This window comes from Alsobacter sp. KACC 23698, from assembly GCF_045348435.1.
GTDB lineage: Bacteria > Pseudomonadota > Alphaproteobacteria > Rhizobiales > Beijerinckiaceae > Alsobacter.
Genome location: NZ_CP157484.1, coordinates 2,995,693 through 3,009,913 on the forward strand (window position 1 = coordinate 2,995,693; position 14,221 = coordinate 3,009,913).

The window sequence follows — 14,221 nt, forward strand, 5'->3', positions numbered from 1 at the left end:
GTGAAAGGACTGCGATGACCCACGAGCCTGTCGTCACCTACACCGCCTATCGCCAGGCGGACGTGTCCGGCGTGATCGCCGGCCGGATCGGTGCGCTGCTGGTCGACTTCGTCGTCATCGGCGTACTGTGGGCGATCTTCGCCTTCGCGCTCCTGGTGATGGGCGTGTTCACGTTCGGGTTGAGCTGGCTTCTCCTCGCCCCGCTCTGGCCCACCGTGGCGCTGCTCTACAACGGGATCACGATTTCGGGCCCGCGTCGCGGCACGATCGGGCAGCGCATGTTTGGCGTCGAGATCCGCACGACGAGCGGCCGCACGGCCCCGTTCATCGTGGCCGCCGCCCATGCGGTGCTGTTCTATGTCAGCGTCACCACGCTGACCCCGCTGGTGCTGCTCATCGGCCTCGTCCGCGAGGACCGCCGGCTGCTGCACGACCTGCTGGCCGGGCTGATCGCGGTCCGCCGCGGCTCCTGATTGTAAATTGAACTTTACAACCGGCGGGATGGGCTTGAGGCTCGTCCCGCTGGTGCTATCCTGTCGGGAAGGTGCGTCGTGTTCCCGTCCCGGAGTGATCGCGCAGACCTGAGGCGAGGACTTTGGATTGACGACTCAATCCCGCGATCAGCCGCAATTCTACCTGACGGCGCCGACGGCCTGCCCCTACCTGAAGGGCAAGCTCGAGCGCAAGGTGTTCACCCACCTGATCGGCAAGCGCGCCCATGAACTGAACGACGTCCTCACCCATGGCGGCTTCCGCCGCTCGCAGACGATCGCCTACCGGCCGGCCTGCGACGGCTGCCGGGCCTGCGTTTCCGTGCGCGTGCTGGTCGACGAGTTCAGGCCCTCCCGCAACATGCGCAAGGTGATGGACGCCAACGCCGGCCTCGTCGGCGAGATGCGCGAGAACACACCCACCTCCGAGCAGTATTCCCTGTTCCGCCACTATCTGGATTCACGCCACGCCTCGGGCGGCATGGCCGACATGACGGCGCTCGACTTCGCCATGATGGTGGAGGACTCGCATGTCGAGACGCGCATGATCGAGTTCCGCCGCCGCGGCCCCGACACGGGCATCAATGGCCGCGGCGTCGGCCCGCTGCTCGCCTGCGGCCTCACCGACGTGCTCGGCGACGGGCTGTCGATGGTCTACTCGTTCTTCGATCCGGACGAGGGCGAGCGCAGCCTCGGCACCTACATGATCCTCGACCACATCGAGCGCGCCCGCCGCATGGGCCTGCCCTATGTCTATCTCGGCTACTGGGTCGAGGGCTCGCCCAAGATGGCCTACAAGGCCCGCTTCACCCCGCAGGAGCGGCTGCTGCCGCATGGCTGGCAGCGGGTGGAATAGTCCCATCAGGCCAGCAGCGGCCCTCCGAGTCAGCTTTTATTTGATACTGAATTGTGATACTGAATGGCTCTTAGCAGCAAGGACCGCGCGACTTTGGCGGCGGTCTACGCCGATCCCGTTCGTGCAGACGTGGCGTGGCGCGACATCGAGAGTCTCATGCTGGCATGTGGCGCACAGGTCAGTGAAGGAAGCGGGTCGCGTGTTCGCATCGCATTGAATGGCGTGCGAGCGATCTTCCATCGGCCGCATCCGCACAAGGAAACAGACAAGGGCGCGCTGAAGTCAGTACGGCGCTTCTTGTCCGAAGCAGGTTTCGGGTCATGAACACCATGTCGTACAAGGGCTACGAGGCTCTTGTGGCCTATGACGAGGACGCGGAGATTTTCCACGGCGAGGTGATGAACCTGCGGGATGTCATCACGTTCGCAGGGCGCTCGGTCGTCGAGCTGAAGAAAGCGCTCGAGGAGTCCGTAGAAGACTACCTATCCTTCTGCAAGGAGCGCGGGGAAGAGCCGGAAAAGCCCTATTCGGGTCAATTCGTGGTGCGGGTCGAGCCACCCGTCCACCGCGCCGCCGTCACGGCCGCCAAGCGGGCCGGCGTAAGCCTGAACAAGTGGATCGCGTCCGTGATCGAGCGCGAGGCCGTGCGTTAGCCGAGTCGAGCCTTGGCTCCCGCCTACCCGCTAAACTTGTTGCTCTTTGGGAAGCCCTTGGGCGGCAGGCGCCCGGCCTCGGTGCGGTTGCCGAGCCAGCCGTCCAGTTCGGGCTTCGCCACCGTCCAGGTGCGGCCCGAGGTGTCGAGCCAGGTCAGGCCTTCGGCGATGCGGAAGACCTTCACGTCGGAGACGCCGCCGTCCTTGTAGCGCTGCAGGCGCACGCCCTTGCCGCGGCCCATCTCGGGCAGCTGCGACAGCGGGAAGGCCAGCAGCTTGCGGTTCTCGCCGACGACGGCGACATGGTCGCCCTCCGCCGGGACGACAAGGGCCGCCCGATGCGGGTCGTCGACATTGAGCACCTGCTTGCCCTTCTTGGTGTTGGCCACCACGTCGTCGGAGGTCGCCACGAAGCCGCGCCCCTCGGTGGAGCAGAACAGCAGCTTCGCGCCCGGCCGATGAGGCCAGACATGCACGATCTCGGCGCCCTGGTCGATATCGGCCAGGAGGCGCACCGGGTCCCCGAAGCCGCGCCCGCCCGGCAGGCGCGAGGCCTCCAGGGTGAACACCTTGCCGTTCGTCGCCAGCACCAGGATCTTCGCCGTGCTCTCGGAGAAGAAGGAGGTGTGCAGAGCGTCGTCGCCCTTGAACTGCAGCGACGAGAGATCCTGGACATGCCCCTTCAGGGCGCGGATCCAGCCTTTCTGGGTGACCACCACTGTGAGCGGCTCGCGCTCCACCATGGCCTCGGCGAGGTCGACCGTGGAGGCGTCCGGCGCGTCGGCGAAGCTGGTGCGGCGCTTGCCGATCTTGGTCTCCGGCCCGAAGGTCTTGCGGACCTCCCGGATCTCCCACGAGATCGTCTTCCACTGGGCGTCCTCGGAGCCGAGCAGCGCCTCGATCTGGCCCTTCTCGGCCTCAAGGCTGGTGAGCTCGCGCTTGAGCTCCATCTCCTCCAGCTTGCGCAGCGACCGCAGGCGCGTGTTGAGGATCGCCTCGGCCTGGTTCTCGGTCAGCTCGAAGACGCGCATCAGTTCGAGCTTCGGCTCGTCCTCCTCGCGGATGATCTTGATCACCCGGTCGAGGTCCAGATAGACGATCAGCATGCCCTGGAGGATCTCCAGGCGCTTCTCGATATGGGCGAGGCGGTGGCGCGAGCGCCGCAGCAGCACGACGCGGCGGTGGTCGAGCCACTCGCGCAGGGCCTCGGCCAGACCGAGCACGCGGGGGATGACGCCCCCCGACAGCACGTTCATGTTCATGCCGATGCGGCTTTCCAGCTCGGACAGCCGGAACAGCGATTCCATCATGATCGCCGGGTCGACGGTGCGCGCCCGCGGCTCGATCACGACGCGCACGTCCTCGGCCGATTCGTCGCGGACGTCGCCGACGAGCGGCAGCTTCTTCTCGTTCAGCAGCTCCGCCAGCTTCTCAATCAGGCGGCCCTTGGACACCAGATAGGGGATCTCGGTGATCACCACGACCCAGTTGCCCCGGCTGGTCTCCTCCTTCTCCCAGCGCGCCCGCACCCGGAACGAGCCGCGGCCCGTCTTGTAGGTCTCCAGCATGCTGGGCCGGGGCTCGACGATGACGCCGCCGGTCGGGAAGTCGGGCCCGGGCACGAAGGTCAGGAGCTGCTCGGAGGTGGCCTTGGGGTGGCCGATCAGGTAGAGCGCCGCGTCGCAGAGCTCGGCGGCGTTGTGCGGCGGGATCGACGTCGCCATGCCCACCGCGATGCCCTGCGACCCGTTGGCGAGCAGGTTCGGGAAGGCGGCCGGGAGCACGATCGGCTCCTCGTCCTCGCCGTTATAGGTGTCGCGGAAGTCGACCGCGTCCTCGTCGATGCCCTCCAGCAGCAGCCGCGCCACCTCGGTCATGCGGGCTTCGGTGTAGCGGTAGGCGGCGGCGTTATCGCCGTCGATATTGCCGAAATTTCCCTGGCCGTCGACCAGCGGGTAGCGCTGCGCGAAGTCCTGCGCCAGACGCACCAGCGCGTCGTAGACGGCCTGGTCGCCATGCGGGTGGAACTTGCCGATGACGTCGCCGACGATGCGAGCGCATTTCTTGAAGGCGGTCCCCGGATCGAGCCGCAAGAGCCGCATGGCGTGCAGGATGCGCCGATGCACCGGCTTCAGCCCGTCCCGGGCGTCCGGCAGGGCGCGGTGCATGATCGTGGAGAGCGCATAGGCGAGGTAGCGCTCTTCCAGCGCCTCCTTCAGACTGATGCTCTCGACCCCTCCCCCGGGAGGCGGCTCGACCGGCTTGCCCATGCGACCCTCTTTCGTCCCGCAGCGGGACGGACCACCGTGAACGCTTAGCGAACGTCCAGAGTCGGCGCAAGCCGCCGCCCCCCTGCGCGAGCGCCGTTATCCACCGCGCTTCGCCTCGCGCTCGCCCGTGTCCAGGGCCGCCGCGATGAAGGCGGCGCGGGTCTCGGGCGCGGCCAGGCCGCGGGGCTCGTAGACGTGGCGGGCGAGGAAATGGCCCGTGAGTGCGAAGCCGGCGGCGAGCTCCTCGCGCCGGGGCAGCGGCCGGCCCTGCCCGTCGCGCAGAAAAGCCGGCAACGCCAGCAGCTTGTCGCGCCAGGGCCCCGCGGCGCCCTCGCTGACCGCCCTTCCCGATTTGGGCGACACGTAAGAGAGGTCGTCGCGGCCGCCCGTGACGGCGCATTGCAGCAGGTCGAGCCCGAAGCCGAGCTCGGTCAGGATCGCGAGCTCGAAGCGGATGACGAGCGCAGCGGCGAGCGCCGGGTCGTCCAGCGCGCCGATCACGACGCCGAGCGCCTCGTAGACGGCCGGATGCGGGTCTCGCTCGGGCAGGAGCCGCACCAGGGCGCCCAGCACCGAAAGGCCGTAGAGCGCGGCCGGCGAGCCCATCAACTGGGCGGCCCTCATGCTCGCGCCCTCGATCTGGTACGAGCCCAGATGCTCGTCGAGCCGCGCCCGCCACACCGCCTGGACGGCGTTCCCGGCCTGCAGCACCGGGGCCATGCGGGACGACCGCGCGCCCCTCACGAGGCCCGAATGGCGGCCGTGCTCGCGCGTCATCAGCTCGACGAGGGCGCTGCCCTCCCCGTGCCGGCGCACGCCCAGTACGATGCCCTCGTCACGCCACTCCAAGGCCGGCGGGCCTCCCTGATGGTCTGCTCAGCCTCCGCGCGGGAACTCCAGGCCCATCTCGCGGTAGCGGGCCGGGTCGTCGGCCCAGTTCTCCCGCACCTTGACGAAGAGGAAGAGGTGAACCTTCGTCTCGGCCGCCTCCGCGATCTCCTTGCGGGACATCTCGCCGATCGCCTTGATGGTCTGCCCGCCCTTGCCCAGCACGATCTTGCGCTGGCTCTCGCGCGTCACGTAGATCGTCTGCTCCACCCGGGCCGAACCGTCCTTCATCACCGTCCACTGGTCGGTCTCGACGGTGGACTGGTAGGGCAGCTCGTCATGCAGGCGCTCGAACATCTTCTCGCGGGTGATCTCCGCGGCCAGGATGCGCAGCGGCGCGTCCGAGACCTGGTCCTCGGGGTAGAGCCATGGCCCCTCGGCCATCATGCCGGCCAGCACCTGCCGCACCTTGTCGACCCCGTCGCCGTTGAGGGCGGAGATCATGAAGGTCTCGCGGAAGGCGTGGCGGGCGTTGAGGTCCTGCGCCAGGGCCAGCAGCCGGGTCCGGTCCACGGTATCGATCTTGTTCAGGATCAACACCTTGGGCCGCTTCAGCTCACCCAGTTTCTCCAGGATCGACTCGACCTCCTCGTCGACGCCCTTGCGGGCGTCCACCAACAGGGCGACCACGTCGGCGTCGCCCGCGCCGCCCCAGGCGGAGGTCACCATGGCGCGGTCGAGCCGGCGCTTCGGGGCGAAGATGCCGGGCGTGTCGACCACGATGATCTGCGACGCGCCCTCCAGGGCGATGCCCCGCACGAGCGCGCGCGTCGTCTGCACCTTGCGCGACACGATCGACACCTTCGCGCCCACGAGGGCGTTGATCAGCGTCGACTTGCCGGCGTTCGGCGCGCCGATCAGGGCCACGAAGCCGCAACGGCTGCCCTCGCGCTCCGTCTCGGAGGCGGGCGCCCGCGGCTCGGTCGTGGCGGGTTCATCGGTCATCGTTCAATCCTTCAGAACGCCTTCGCGGCGCAGAAACGCTTCGGCGGCGGCCTGTTCGGCCAGCCTCTTGGACCGCCCCTCCCCGTCGCAGGGCTCGAAGCCCGCGACGACGGCGGCGATCCGGAACATCGGCGCGTGGTCCGGCCCGGACCGGACGCGCTCCTCATAGACCGGCACCGGACGCGCGAGGCCCAGCGCCCATTCCTGCAGCATCGACTTGGGATCGCGGGTCGCCCGGCCGGGCTCGCTCATCTTGGGCCCGAACGCGCGCTCCACGAGAGCCTGCGCCGCCTCAAAGCCGCCGTCCAGATAAACCGCAGCGATCACCGCCTCGCAGACGTCGCCCAGAATGGCTTCCTTCTTGCGCAGGCCCGACTGGCTTTCCCCGATCCCGAGGCGGATGAAAGGCCCGACGTCCCACTGCAGGGCGACTTCGGCGCAGGTCTCCTTGCGGACCAGATGGCCGAGCCGGCGCGAGAGCTCGCCCTCGCTGGCCTTCGGGAAGGCGCGGTAGAGCATCTCGGCCACCGCCAGGCCGAGCACGCGGTCGCCCAGGAACTCCAGCCGCTGGTAGTGCGGTCCGTTCGCCGGCGTGCCGGGGAGCGCGCTGATATGGGTGAGCGCCCGGTCGATGAGCGCGCGGTCCTTGAAGACGTGGCCGATGGAGTGTTCCAGGACGGCGAGGTCGGGCTTGGGTCGGCGGGCCATGGACCCTCAGTGCACGGGCTTGAACAGGCGGTTCCAGCGCACCGTCCAGGGCCACTCCCACACCTTCCAGGCCGCGCCCTCCTCGTTGACCGAGAAGAAGATGATCTCGGCGCGCCCGACGAAGTTCTCGAACGGCACGTAGCCGACGCCCTGGGAGGTCATGTCGCGGCTGTCGAGAGAGTTGTCGCGGTTGTCGCCCATCATGAAGAAATTGCCGGCCGGCACCTGGTAGACCGGCGTGTTGCGGCCGAGCTTGTTGCCGTAGATGTCCAGCTCCTGGATGACGTAGCTGATGCCGTTGGGCAGCGTCTCGCGATAGAAGGTGGCCCGGTCGCGGTAGCCGGCGCCGGCGGAGACGTCCTGCTTGCCGACGGCCTCCTTCTTGATGGCCTGGCCGTTGATGGTGAGGATGCCGTCGACCATCTGGATGCGGTCGCCCGGCAGGCCGATGACGCGCTTGATGTAGTCGGTCGAGTTGTCCCGCGGCAGCTTGAACACCGCGATGTCGCCGCGCTGAGGTTCCGCCGCCCAGACGCGGCCGTTGAAGAGCGGCGGGCTGAATGGGAACGAATATTTGGAATAGCCGTAGCTGTATTTCGACACGAACAGGTAGTCGCCGATCAGCAGGGTCGGGATCAGCGACCCGGACGGAATGTTGAACGGCTGGAACAGGAAGGTGCGCACCACCAGGGCGATCAGGAGCGCCTGGACGACGACCTTGATCGTCTCGAGGACGCCGCCCTCATCGGCCGTTTTCGTCGTCTTCGCCACGCGGGTCGGCTCCGTCATCATGCGTCCTCATCGCGCCCCGATCGCACGTCCCGGGACAGACCCCGCGAGACTGTCGTCCTGACGATGGCCGGTCCGGCGGCCTGCCGCACCCGGGACGCCCGGCGCCGGTATAGACCTCGCCTCGGCCCAAGGCAACGCGGCTGGGCGCGGCGGCCTCGGGGATCCCGGCGGGATGCCGGGCGGCTGTCCGCCTTCAGGCGCCCGCCGGCGCCACCAGCCGCGCCTCGATGATCACGAAGGCCTGGGCGAGCGGGTGCTCGTCGGTCAGCGTCACATGGATGACGGCCTCGTGGCCGGGAGGCGTCAGCGCCTTCAGGCGCTCCGCCGCGCCGCCCGTGAGCGCCATGGTGGGGGCGCCGGAGCGCAGGTTCACCACGCCCATGTCGCGCATGAACACGCCTTGATGGAAGCCCGTGCCGAGCGCCTTGGAGCAGGCCTCCTTGGCAGCGAAGCGCTTGGCGTAGGTCCCGGCGCGGTCGGCGCGGCGTTCGGCCTTGGCCTGCTCGACGGGGGTGAAGCAGCGCGCGACGAAGCGGTCCTTGTAGCGCTCCAGCGTCTGCTCGATCCGCCGGATGTCGCACAGATCCGAGCCGATGCCGATGATCATGCCCGGGTCGCCCGCTCCCGGCCGGCCGTCATGGCGGCGCGCATCCGCGCGATCGCGGCGTCGAGGCCGACGAACACGGCCTCGCCGATCAGGAAATGGCCGATGTTGAACTCCACGAAGTCCGGCACGCCGGCCAGCCGCTCGGCCGTGTCGAAATCGAGCCCGTGCCCGGCGTGCATCTCCAGGCCGAGAGACGCGCCCAGCGCCGCGCCGCGCGCCAGGCGCTGGAACTCGGCTTCGGCGCGGTCGGCCTCGCCATGCTCGACGGCGTCGCACCACGACCCGGCATGCAGCTCGACGACCGGCGCCCCAAGCTGGACGGCCATGCGGATGGCGGCTTCGTCGGCCTCGATGAACAGGCTCACCCGGCTCCCCGCCTCGCCGAGACGCCGCACGATGGGCGCGAGCTCGTTGTGGCCCTTCACGACGTCGAGCCCGCCCTCAGTGGTGCGCTCGGTCCGCTTCTCGGGCACGAGGCACACGGCGTGCGGCTTCACCGCCAGAGCGATGGCGACCATCTCGTCGGTCGCCGCCATCTCGAAATTCAGCGGCTTGGAGATCTCCGCCCGCAGGCGCCGGATGTCCTCGTCGCGAATATGCCGGCGATCCTCGCGCAGATGCGCCGTGATCCCGTCCGCCCCGGCCGCGATGGCCTGCAGGGCGGCGCGCACCGGATCGGGCCTCGCGCCGCCGCGCGCGTTGCGCAGGGTGGCGACGTGGTCGATGTTGACGCCGAGGCGAAGCGGAGGCAGCGGCATGGCTCAGGCCTTCAATCCGCGGCTGCCGGGCTTGGTCGCCGGGATGGCGGCCAACTCGGGCGGCAGCGCGTCGGGAGAATAGGTGGGAATGTCGAGCTGGGCGAGACTGACGAGGTCGACCCCGATCGAGGCCGAGCCGCCGGACCGGTCGATCAGGCACGCCGCGCCGACCAGCGTCCCAGGATGCTCGCGGATGGCCGCGATGCACTCGCGGGAGGAGAGCCCCGTGGTGATGATGTCCTCCACCATCAGGACGCGCGCGCCCTCGGGGATCTCAAAGCCGCGCCGCAGCCGGAACCGGCCGTCCTCGCGCTCCACGAAGATCGCCTTGGCCCCGAGATGGCGGGCGGTCTCGTAGCCCGGGACGATGCCGCCCACCGCGGGCGAGACCACGACGTCGATCGTGCCGAAGGCCGCCTGCGCCTTCTCGGCCAGCGCCTTGCACAGGCGCTCGGTGCGCACCGGATCCTGGAAGATGAACATCTTCTGCAGGAACACCGGGCTGCGAAGGCCCGACGACAGAATGAAATGCCCCTCGAGCAGCGCTCCGGCGTCGCGGAACTCAGCCAAAACCTCGTCTTTGGTCATCATGCGCCACCCCTTCAGCGCCTCTGCCATCGCAGAAGGCGCGGAGCCTTGCAAGAGCCCCGGCGGCGAGCGCCGTCGCGGCGAAAGATCCCCCGGCCTGACCCGCCTTCAGCCGTTGACGCGCTGGACGTCGCTCACCACGGGCTTGGCCCTGAGCTGGTTCATGATGGCGTTGAGGTGCTTGAGGTTCCAGACCTCCACGTCGATCACGACGTCGCGGAAGTCGGACGTGCTCTTGCCCGTCACCGAGATGGAATCGATGTTGCCGTCATTATCGCCGATGATCTGGGCGATCTGCGCCAGGGTCCCCGGCTCGTTGATGGCCGTGATGGCGATCTGCGCCGGGAAGCGCTGCGGCTCGGTCTCGTCGATGTCCCAGCGCACGTCCAGCCAGCGGTCCGGCTGGTCGTCGAAGGCCGTCAGGGCGGGCGACTGGATCGGATAGATGGTGATGCCGTCGCCCGGCGTCAGGATGCCGACGATGCGGTCGCCCGGCACCGCGCCGCCATTGGGCGCGAAGCGGACGGGCAGGTCGCCGTTGAGGCCGCGGATCGGGATGGAGCGCCGGGCGTCGGCGCCGGTGCCCGCTCCCGGCACCTTGAAGACGAGACCCTCGGCCTTCTTGATGCCGAACCAGCCGCCCTCGGTGCGGTCGGCCTCGGGACCCGCCGCGCGCTCCTCCTTGTAGTCGGGGTGCACGGCCTTGACGACGTCGCCGGAGAAGATCTCGCCCCGGCCCACGGCGGCCAGCACGTCCTCCAGCGAGGTGCGGGCCAGGCGCGGCAGCGCCGCCTTCAGCTTCTCCTCCGAGAAGGGCTTCTTGCCCCTCTCGAAGGCGCGCTCGACGATCTGCCGGCCGAGCCCGGCATATTGCTTGCGCACGGCGGCCCGGGTGGCGCGCCGGATGGCGGCCCGCGCCTTGCCGGTCACCACGATCGCTTCCCAGGCGGCCGGCGGCGTCTGGCCCGGGGCCCGGGCGATCTCCACCTCGTCGCCATTGTGCAGCTCGGACAGCAACGGGACGATGCGCCCGTTGACCTTGCAGCCGACCGCCGTGTTGCCGACGTCGGTGTGGACCGCATAGGCGAAGTCGATCGGCGTCGCCCCGCGCGGCAGCGCGATAAGGCGGCCCTTGGGCGTGAAGCAGAACACCTGGTCGTGGAAGAGCTCGAGCTTGGTGTGCTCCAGGAACTCCTCGGGGCTGTCGCCCTCCGCCAGCGTCTCCACCGTGCGGCGCAGCCACTCATAGGCGCGGCTCTCGCGCGCCAGGGCCGAGCGGTCGGCGGCGCGGTTGTCCTTGTAGAGCGCATGGGCGGCGATGCCGAACTCGGCGATCCGGTCCATCTGCTCGGTGCGGATCTGCAGTTCGACGCGCTGGCGGCCCGGGCCCACCACGGTGGTGTGCAGCGAGCGGTAGTCGTTCTGCTTGGGGGTGGAGATGTAGTCCTTGAACCGCCCCGGCACGCCCGGCCAGGTGGTGTGGACGATGCCCAGCACCGCGTAGCAGGAGGGCACGTCGGCGGCCATGATGCGGAAGCCGAAGATGTCGGAGAGCTGTTCGAACGACACCGACTTGCGCTCCATCTTCTTCCAGATGGAGTAGGCCCGCTTGCGCCGGCCCTTGACGCTGGCCTTGAGCCCGTGGGCGCCGAGCTTGGCCGTGAGCTCGCGCTCGATCTCCTCGATGACGCCGCCGCTCTTGTTGGAGATCTCGTCCAGCCGCGCCTGGATCATGCCGTGCGCCTCGGGCGAGAAATGCCGGAAGGCGAGGTCCTCGAGCTCCTCGCGCATCTCCTGCATGCCCATGCGGCCGGCCAGCGGCGCGTAGATGTCGAGCGTCTCCTCGGCGATGCGGGTGCGCTTCTCCGGCGGCACGAAATGCAGCGTGCGCATGTTGTGGAGGCGGTCCGCGAGCTTGACCAGCAGGACGCGCACGTCGTCGGCGATCGCCAGCAGCAGCTTGCGGAAATTCTCCGCCTGCGCGGCCTTCTTGGAGACGAGGTCGAGCTTCTTGATCTTGGTGAGGCCGTCGACCAGCGCGCCGATCTCGTGGCCGAAGAGGTGGTCGATCTCCTCGCGCGTCGCCTCGGTGTCCTCGATCGTGTCGTGCAGCACCGCCGCCACGATGGTGGCGTCGTCGAGCCGCAGCTTGGTGAGGATCGCGGCGACCTCGAGCGGATGCGACATGTAGGGATCGCCGGAGGCGCGCTTCTGCGTCCCATGCGCCTTCATGGCGTACACATAGGCGCGGTTCAGCAACGCCTCGTCGGCGTTCGGATTGTAGCTCTTGACCCGCTCGACCAGCTCGTATTGCCGCATCATGGGCGGCGCACCTCGCGCATCCTCGACGCTTCGCGCCCGGCCGAATCCGCGATCCGGCGCGACGCGCGGCGTCCCACGCGCTTAGTATCGGGGCCCGCAGCGGCCTCCGCAACACGTCGCCGACCTAAGCATCTGAAAACGTGACACAAGGCCGCTATGCGCCCAGCCGGCGCCTGGGCCCGGGGAGCGGGGCCGCACCGCGGACGCAAAAAAGCCCGGCGCGAGGGCCGGGCTTTGCAACTAAAGGTTGGAAGAAGGGCGATTCACTCGCCTTCGTCGTCGGTCTCGGCCGGGGGAACGAGGCCCTCGAGGCCGCGCAGCAGGTCTTCCTCGGTCATGCGGTCGAACTCGACGGCCGCATCCTCGCCGCCGCCGCCGGCGTCCGCGGACGCGCCGATCATCGGCACCGACTCAGGCTCCGGCTCGTCCACGTCCACATGCTTCTGCAGCGAGTGGATGAGGTCCTCCTGGAGATCCTCGGGCGAGATGGTGGTGTCGGCGATCTCGCGCAGCGCCACGACGGGGTTCTTGTCCCGGTCGCGGTCCACCGTCAGGGGCGAGCCGGACGAGATCATCCGGGCCCGGTGGCTGGCGAGCAGGACGAGTTCGAATCGGTTATCGACCTTGTCGATGCAGTCTTCGACGGTGACGCGAGCCATGAACGCTCCGTGGGGCCTGAAGGTGGGCCAGAGGTGAAACAGCGCTTGAAGCGGAGCGTCGGCTGATACACTCTTGCGGCGGCTCGCGCAAGCGAAGCCCGTCGCGGGATTCTGCGTCACTCATCCATGTCCGGCAAATCCCCCCCGTTTGCCATATCTATAGATCGTTCCGGTTGCGGCTTGACTTGCTGATCCCGCCCATCTCTAAAATGCGCAACTAATGGTTGAACAGCCATAGGCTTACGCATTTTTTGCGCTTTTCGATGATCCTGACGGCGACCTTGCAGGCGCTGCGGAGAAAGTGACATCGAGGCCGCGCGCGATTTGGGTGTCGACAGCCGATGGCCGCCGGATATTTGGGAAACATCATGCAGACTGAGCGCACGGCACTTTTTATCGATGGCGCCAATCTCTATGCGACCGCCAAGGCGCTGGGTTTTGACATCGACTACAAGCGGCTTCTGAAGGAATTCCACACCCGTGGGTATCTGGTCCGCGCCTTCTATTACACGGCCCTGATCGAAGACCAGGAGTACTCCTCCATCCGGCCGCTGATCGACTGGCTCGATTACAACGGCTACCGCGTCGTCACGAAGCCGACCAAGGAGTTCGTGGACTCCACCGGGCGCCGCAAGGTCAAGGGCAACATGGACATCGAGCTCGCGATCGACGCGCTCGAGCTCGCGCCCTACATCAACCACATGGTGCTGTTCTCCGGCGATGGCGACTTCCGGTCGCTGGTCGAGGCGATGCAGCGCCGGGGCGTGCGCGTGTCGGTGGTCTCGACGATCACCTCCCAGCCCCCGATGGTCGCCGACGAGCTGCGCCGGCAGGCCGACGAGTTCATCGACATCGTCACTTTGGTTCCCAAGATCGGGCGCGATCCCTCCGAGCGCGCCGAGCGCCCCGCCCGGACCTTCGAGCGCCGCCCGCATCGCGATCCGGGCGCCATCGACGATCCGAGCCAGGACGTGTAATCAGGCCTTATGGCCTCTCCGCTTTCAGCCCCCGGCCCTCACGGCGCCGGGGGTTCTTCGTTTCACCGGCACGATCCTGACCGGGACTGCCCGATCTGTCCGCGGCTCGTCGCCTTCAGGCAGGCCGCCAGGTCTCGCGAGCCAGGATGGTGGAACGGGCCCGTTCCGTCCTTCGGCGATCCGAACGCGCGGCTCCTGGTCGTCGGGCTCGCGCCGGGGCTGCGCGGGGCCAACCGCACCGGCCGGCCTTTCACGGGCGACTTCGCCGGCGACCTCCTCTACGAGACGCTGCTCGCCTTCGGCTTCGCCGAGGGGATCTACCGGGCGAGCCCGGACGACGGGCTCAGGCTCGTGGACTGCTGCCTCACCAATGCGGTGCGCTGCGTGCCTCCCGAGAACAAGCCGGTCGGCGCCGAGATCGCCGCCTGCCGACCCTTCCTGACCGGGACGCTCGACGCGCTGCCGCGCCTGCGCGCCGTGGTGGCGCTCGGCCGAATCGCCCACGAATCGACGCTGCGCGCGCTGGCCCGCCGCCAGGACGACCACCGCTTCGCTCACAACGCGCGGCACGAGATGGGCGGCGGCGTCGCGCTGTTCGACAGCTATCACTGCTCCCGCTACAACACCTCCACACGGCGTCTCACGCCGGAGATGTTCCGCGAGGTCTTCGCGGGCGTCCGCGCCTTCCTGGACCAGGAGGGCTGAGC

16 protein-coding genes are annotated in these 14,221 nt (G+C 68.5%); 6 read left to right on the forward strand and 10 right to left on the reverse strand.

Going from position 1 to position 14,221, the window contains the following annotated elements:
• Positions 1-14 precede the first annotated feature (14 nt).
• The 4 genes from ABEG18_RS14055 (at position 15) to ABEG18_RS14070 (ending at position 2,000) form a co-directional block, all read left to right on the forward strand.
• The gene (locus tag ABEG18_RS14055; RefSeq protein ID WP_406853675.1) at positions 15-473 is read left to right on the forward strand and encodes an RDD family protein; all 459 of its coding nucleotides are present in this window, start codon (positions 15-17) and stop codon (positions 471-473) included.
• Between the two features lie 127 nt (positions 474-600).
• The gene (locus ABEG18_RS14060) at positions 601-1,347 is read left to right on the forward strand and encodes an arginyltransferase (RefSeq protein WP_406853676.1); all 747 of its coding nucleotides are present in this window, start codon (positions 601-603) and stop codon (positions 1,345-1,347) included.
• 63 nt (positions 1,348-1,410) lie between these two features.
• The gene (locus tag ABEG18_RS14065) at positions 1,411-1,671 is read left to right on the forward strand and encodes a type II toxin-antitoxin system HicA family toxin (RefSeq protein ID WP_406853677.1); all 261 of its coding nucleotides are present in this window, start codon (positions 1,411-1,413) and stop codon (positions 1,669-1,671) included.
• Positions 1,668-2,000, forward strand: a complete 333-nt coding sequence (locus ABEG18_RS14070) for a type II toxin-antitoxin system HicB family antitoxin (RefSeq protein ID WP_406853678.1) — start codon at positions 1,668-1,670, stop codon at positions 1,998-2,000. The genes ABEG18_RS14065 and ABEG18_RS14070 overlap by 4 nt, the downstream gene beginning before the upstream one ends.
• Positions 2,001-2,023: 23 nt before the next feature.
• Here ABEG18_RS14070 and parC read toward each other — a convergent pair whose 3' ends face one another.
• The 10 genes from parC to rpoZ form a co-directional block, all read right to left on the reverse strand.
• Positions 2,024-4,270, reverse strand: a complete 2,247-nt coding sequence (gene parC / locus ABEG18_RS14075) for a DNA topoisomerase IV subunit A (protein WP_406853679.1) — start codon at positions 4,268-4,270, stop codon at positions 2,024-2,026.
• A gap of 96 nt (positions 4,271-4,366) precedes the next feature.
• A complete protein-coding gene (gene recO, locus ABEG18_RS14080; protein WP_406853680.1) occupies positions 4,367-5,119 on the reverse strand; it encodes a DNA repair protein RecO in 753 nt (250 codons plus the stop codon).
• 27 nt (positions 5,120-5,146) lie between these two features.
• Positions 5,147-6,103 (reverse strand): GTPase Era, encoded by a 957-nt coding sequence (gene era / locus ABEG18_RS14085; protein WP_406853681.1) that lies wholly within the window; start codon positions 6,101-6,103, stop codon positions 5,147-5,149.
• A gap of 3 nt (positions 6,104-6,106) precedes the next feature.
• On the reverse strand, positions 6,107-6,811 hold the full coding sequence (gene rnc, locus ABEG18_RS14090) for a ribonuclease III (RefSeq protein WP_406853682.1): 705 nt from the start codon (positions 6,809-6,811) through the stop codon (positions 6,107-6,109).
• Positions 6,812-6,817: 6 nt separating this feature from the next.
• A complete protein-coding gene (gene lepB / locus ABEG18_RS14095; protein WP_406858613.1) occupies positions 6,818-7,600 on the reverse strand; it encodes a signal peptidase I in 783 nt (260 codons plus the stop codon).
• A gap of 196 nt (positions 7,601-7,796) precedes the next feature.
• Positions 7,797-8,210, reverse strand: a complete 414-nt coding sequence (gene acpS / locus ABEG18_RS14100; protein WP_406853683.1) for a holo-ACP synthase — start codon at positions 8,208-8,210, stop codon at positions 7,797-7,799.
• Positions 8,207-8,968: a pyridoxine 5'-phosphate synthase gene (locus ABEG18_RS14105; RefSeq protein ID WP_406853684.1), complete on the reverse strand. Its 762-nt coding sequence runs from the start codon at positions 8,966-8,968 to the stop codon at positions 8,207-8,209. The genes acpS and ABEG18_RS14105 overlap by 4 nt, the downstream gene beginning before the upstream one ends.
• A gap of 3 nt (positions 8,969-8,971) precedes the next feature.
• A complete protein-coding gene (pyrE, locus tag ABEG18_RS14110; RefSeq protein WP_406858614.1) occupies positions 8,972-9,556 on the reverse strand; it encodes an orotate phosphoribosyltransferase in 585 nt (194 codons plus the stop codon).
• Between the two features lie 108 nt (positions 9,557-9,664).
• Complete coding sequence (locus ABEG18_RS14115; RefSeq protein WP_406853685.1) at positions 9,665-11,878, reverse strand: RelA/SpoT family protein; 2,214 nt, start codon at positions 11,876-11,878, stop codon at positions 9,665-9,667.
• Between the two features lie 263 nt (positions 11,879-12,141).
• Positions 12,142-12,537 carry a DNA-directed RNA polymerase subunit omega gene (rpoZ, locus tag ABEG18_RS14120; protein WP_406853686.1) on the reverse strand — a complete coding sequence of 132 codons (396 nt, stop codon included), beginning with the start codon at positions 12,535-12,537 and terminating at the stop codon, positions 12,142-12,144.
• 368 nt (positions 12,538-12,905) lie between these two features.
• Between rpoZ and ABEG18_RS14125 the strand changes: the two genes are divergently transcribed.
• Together ABEG18_RS14125 and ABEG18_RS14130 are read left to right on the forward strand one after the other, a co-directional pair.
• Positions 12,906-13,514, forward strand: coding sequence for an NYN domain-containing protein (locus ABEG18_RS14125; RefSeq protein WP_406853687.1), 609 nt, complete (start codon positions 12,906-12,908; stop codon positions 13,512-13,514).
• A gap of 9 nt (positions 13,515-13,523) precedes the next feature.
• Positions 13,524-14,219 carry a uracil-DNA glycosylase gene (locus ABEG18_RS14130; protein WP_406853688.1) on the forward strand — a complete coding sequence of 232 codons (696 nt, stop codon included), beginning with the start codon at positions 13,524-13,526 and terminating at the stop codon, positions 14,217-14,219.
• The last annotated feature ends 2 nt before the right edge of the window (positions 14,220-14,221 follow it).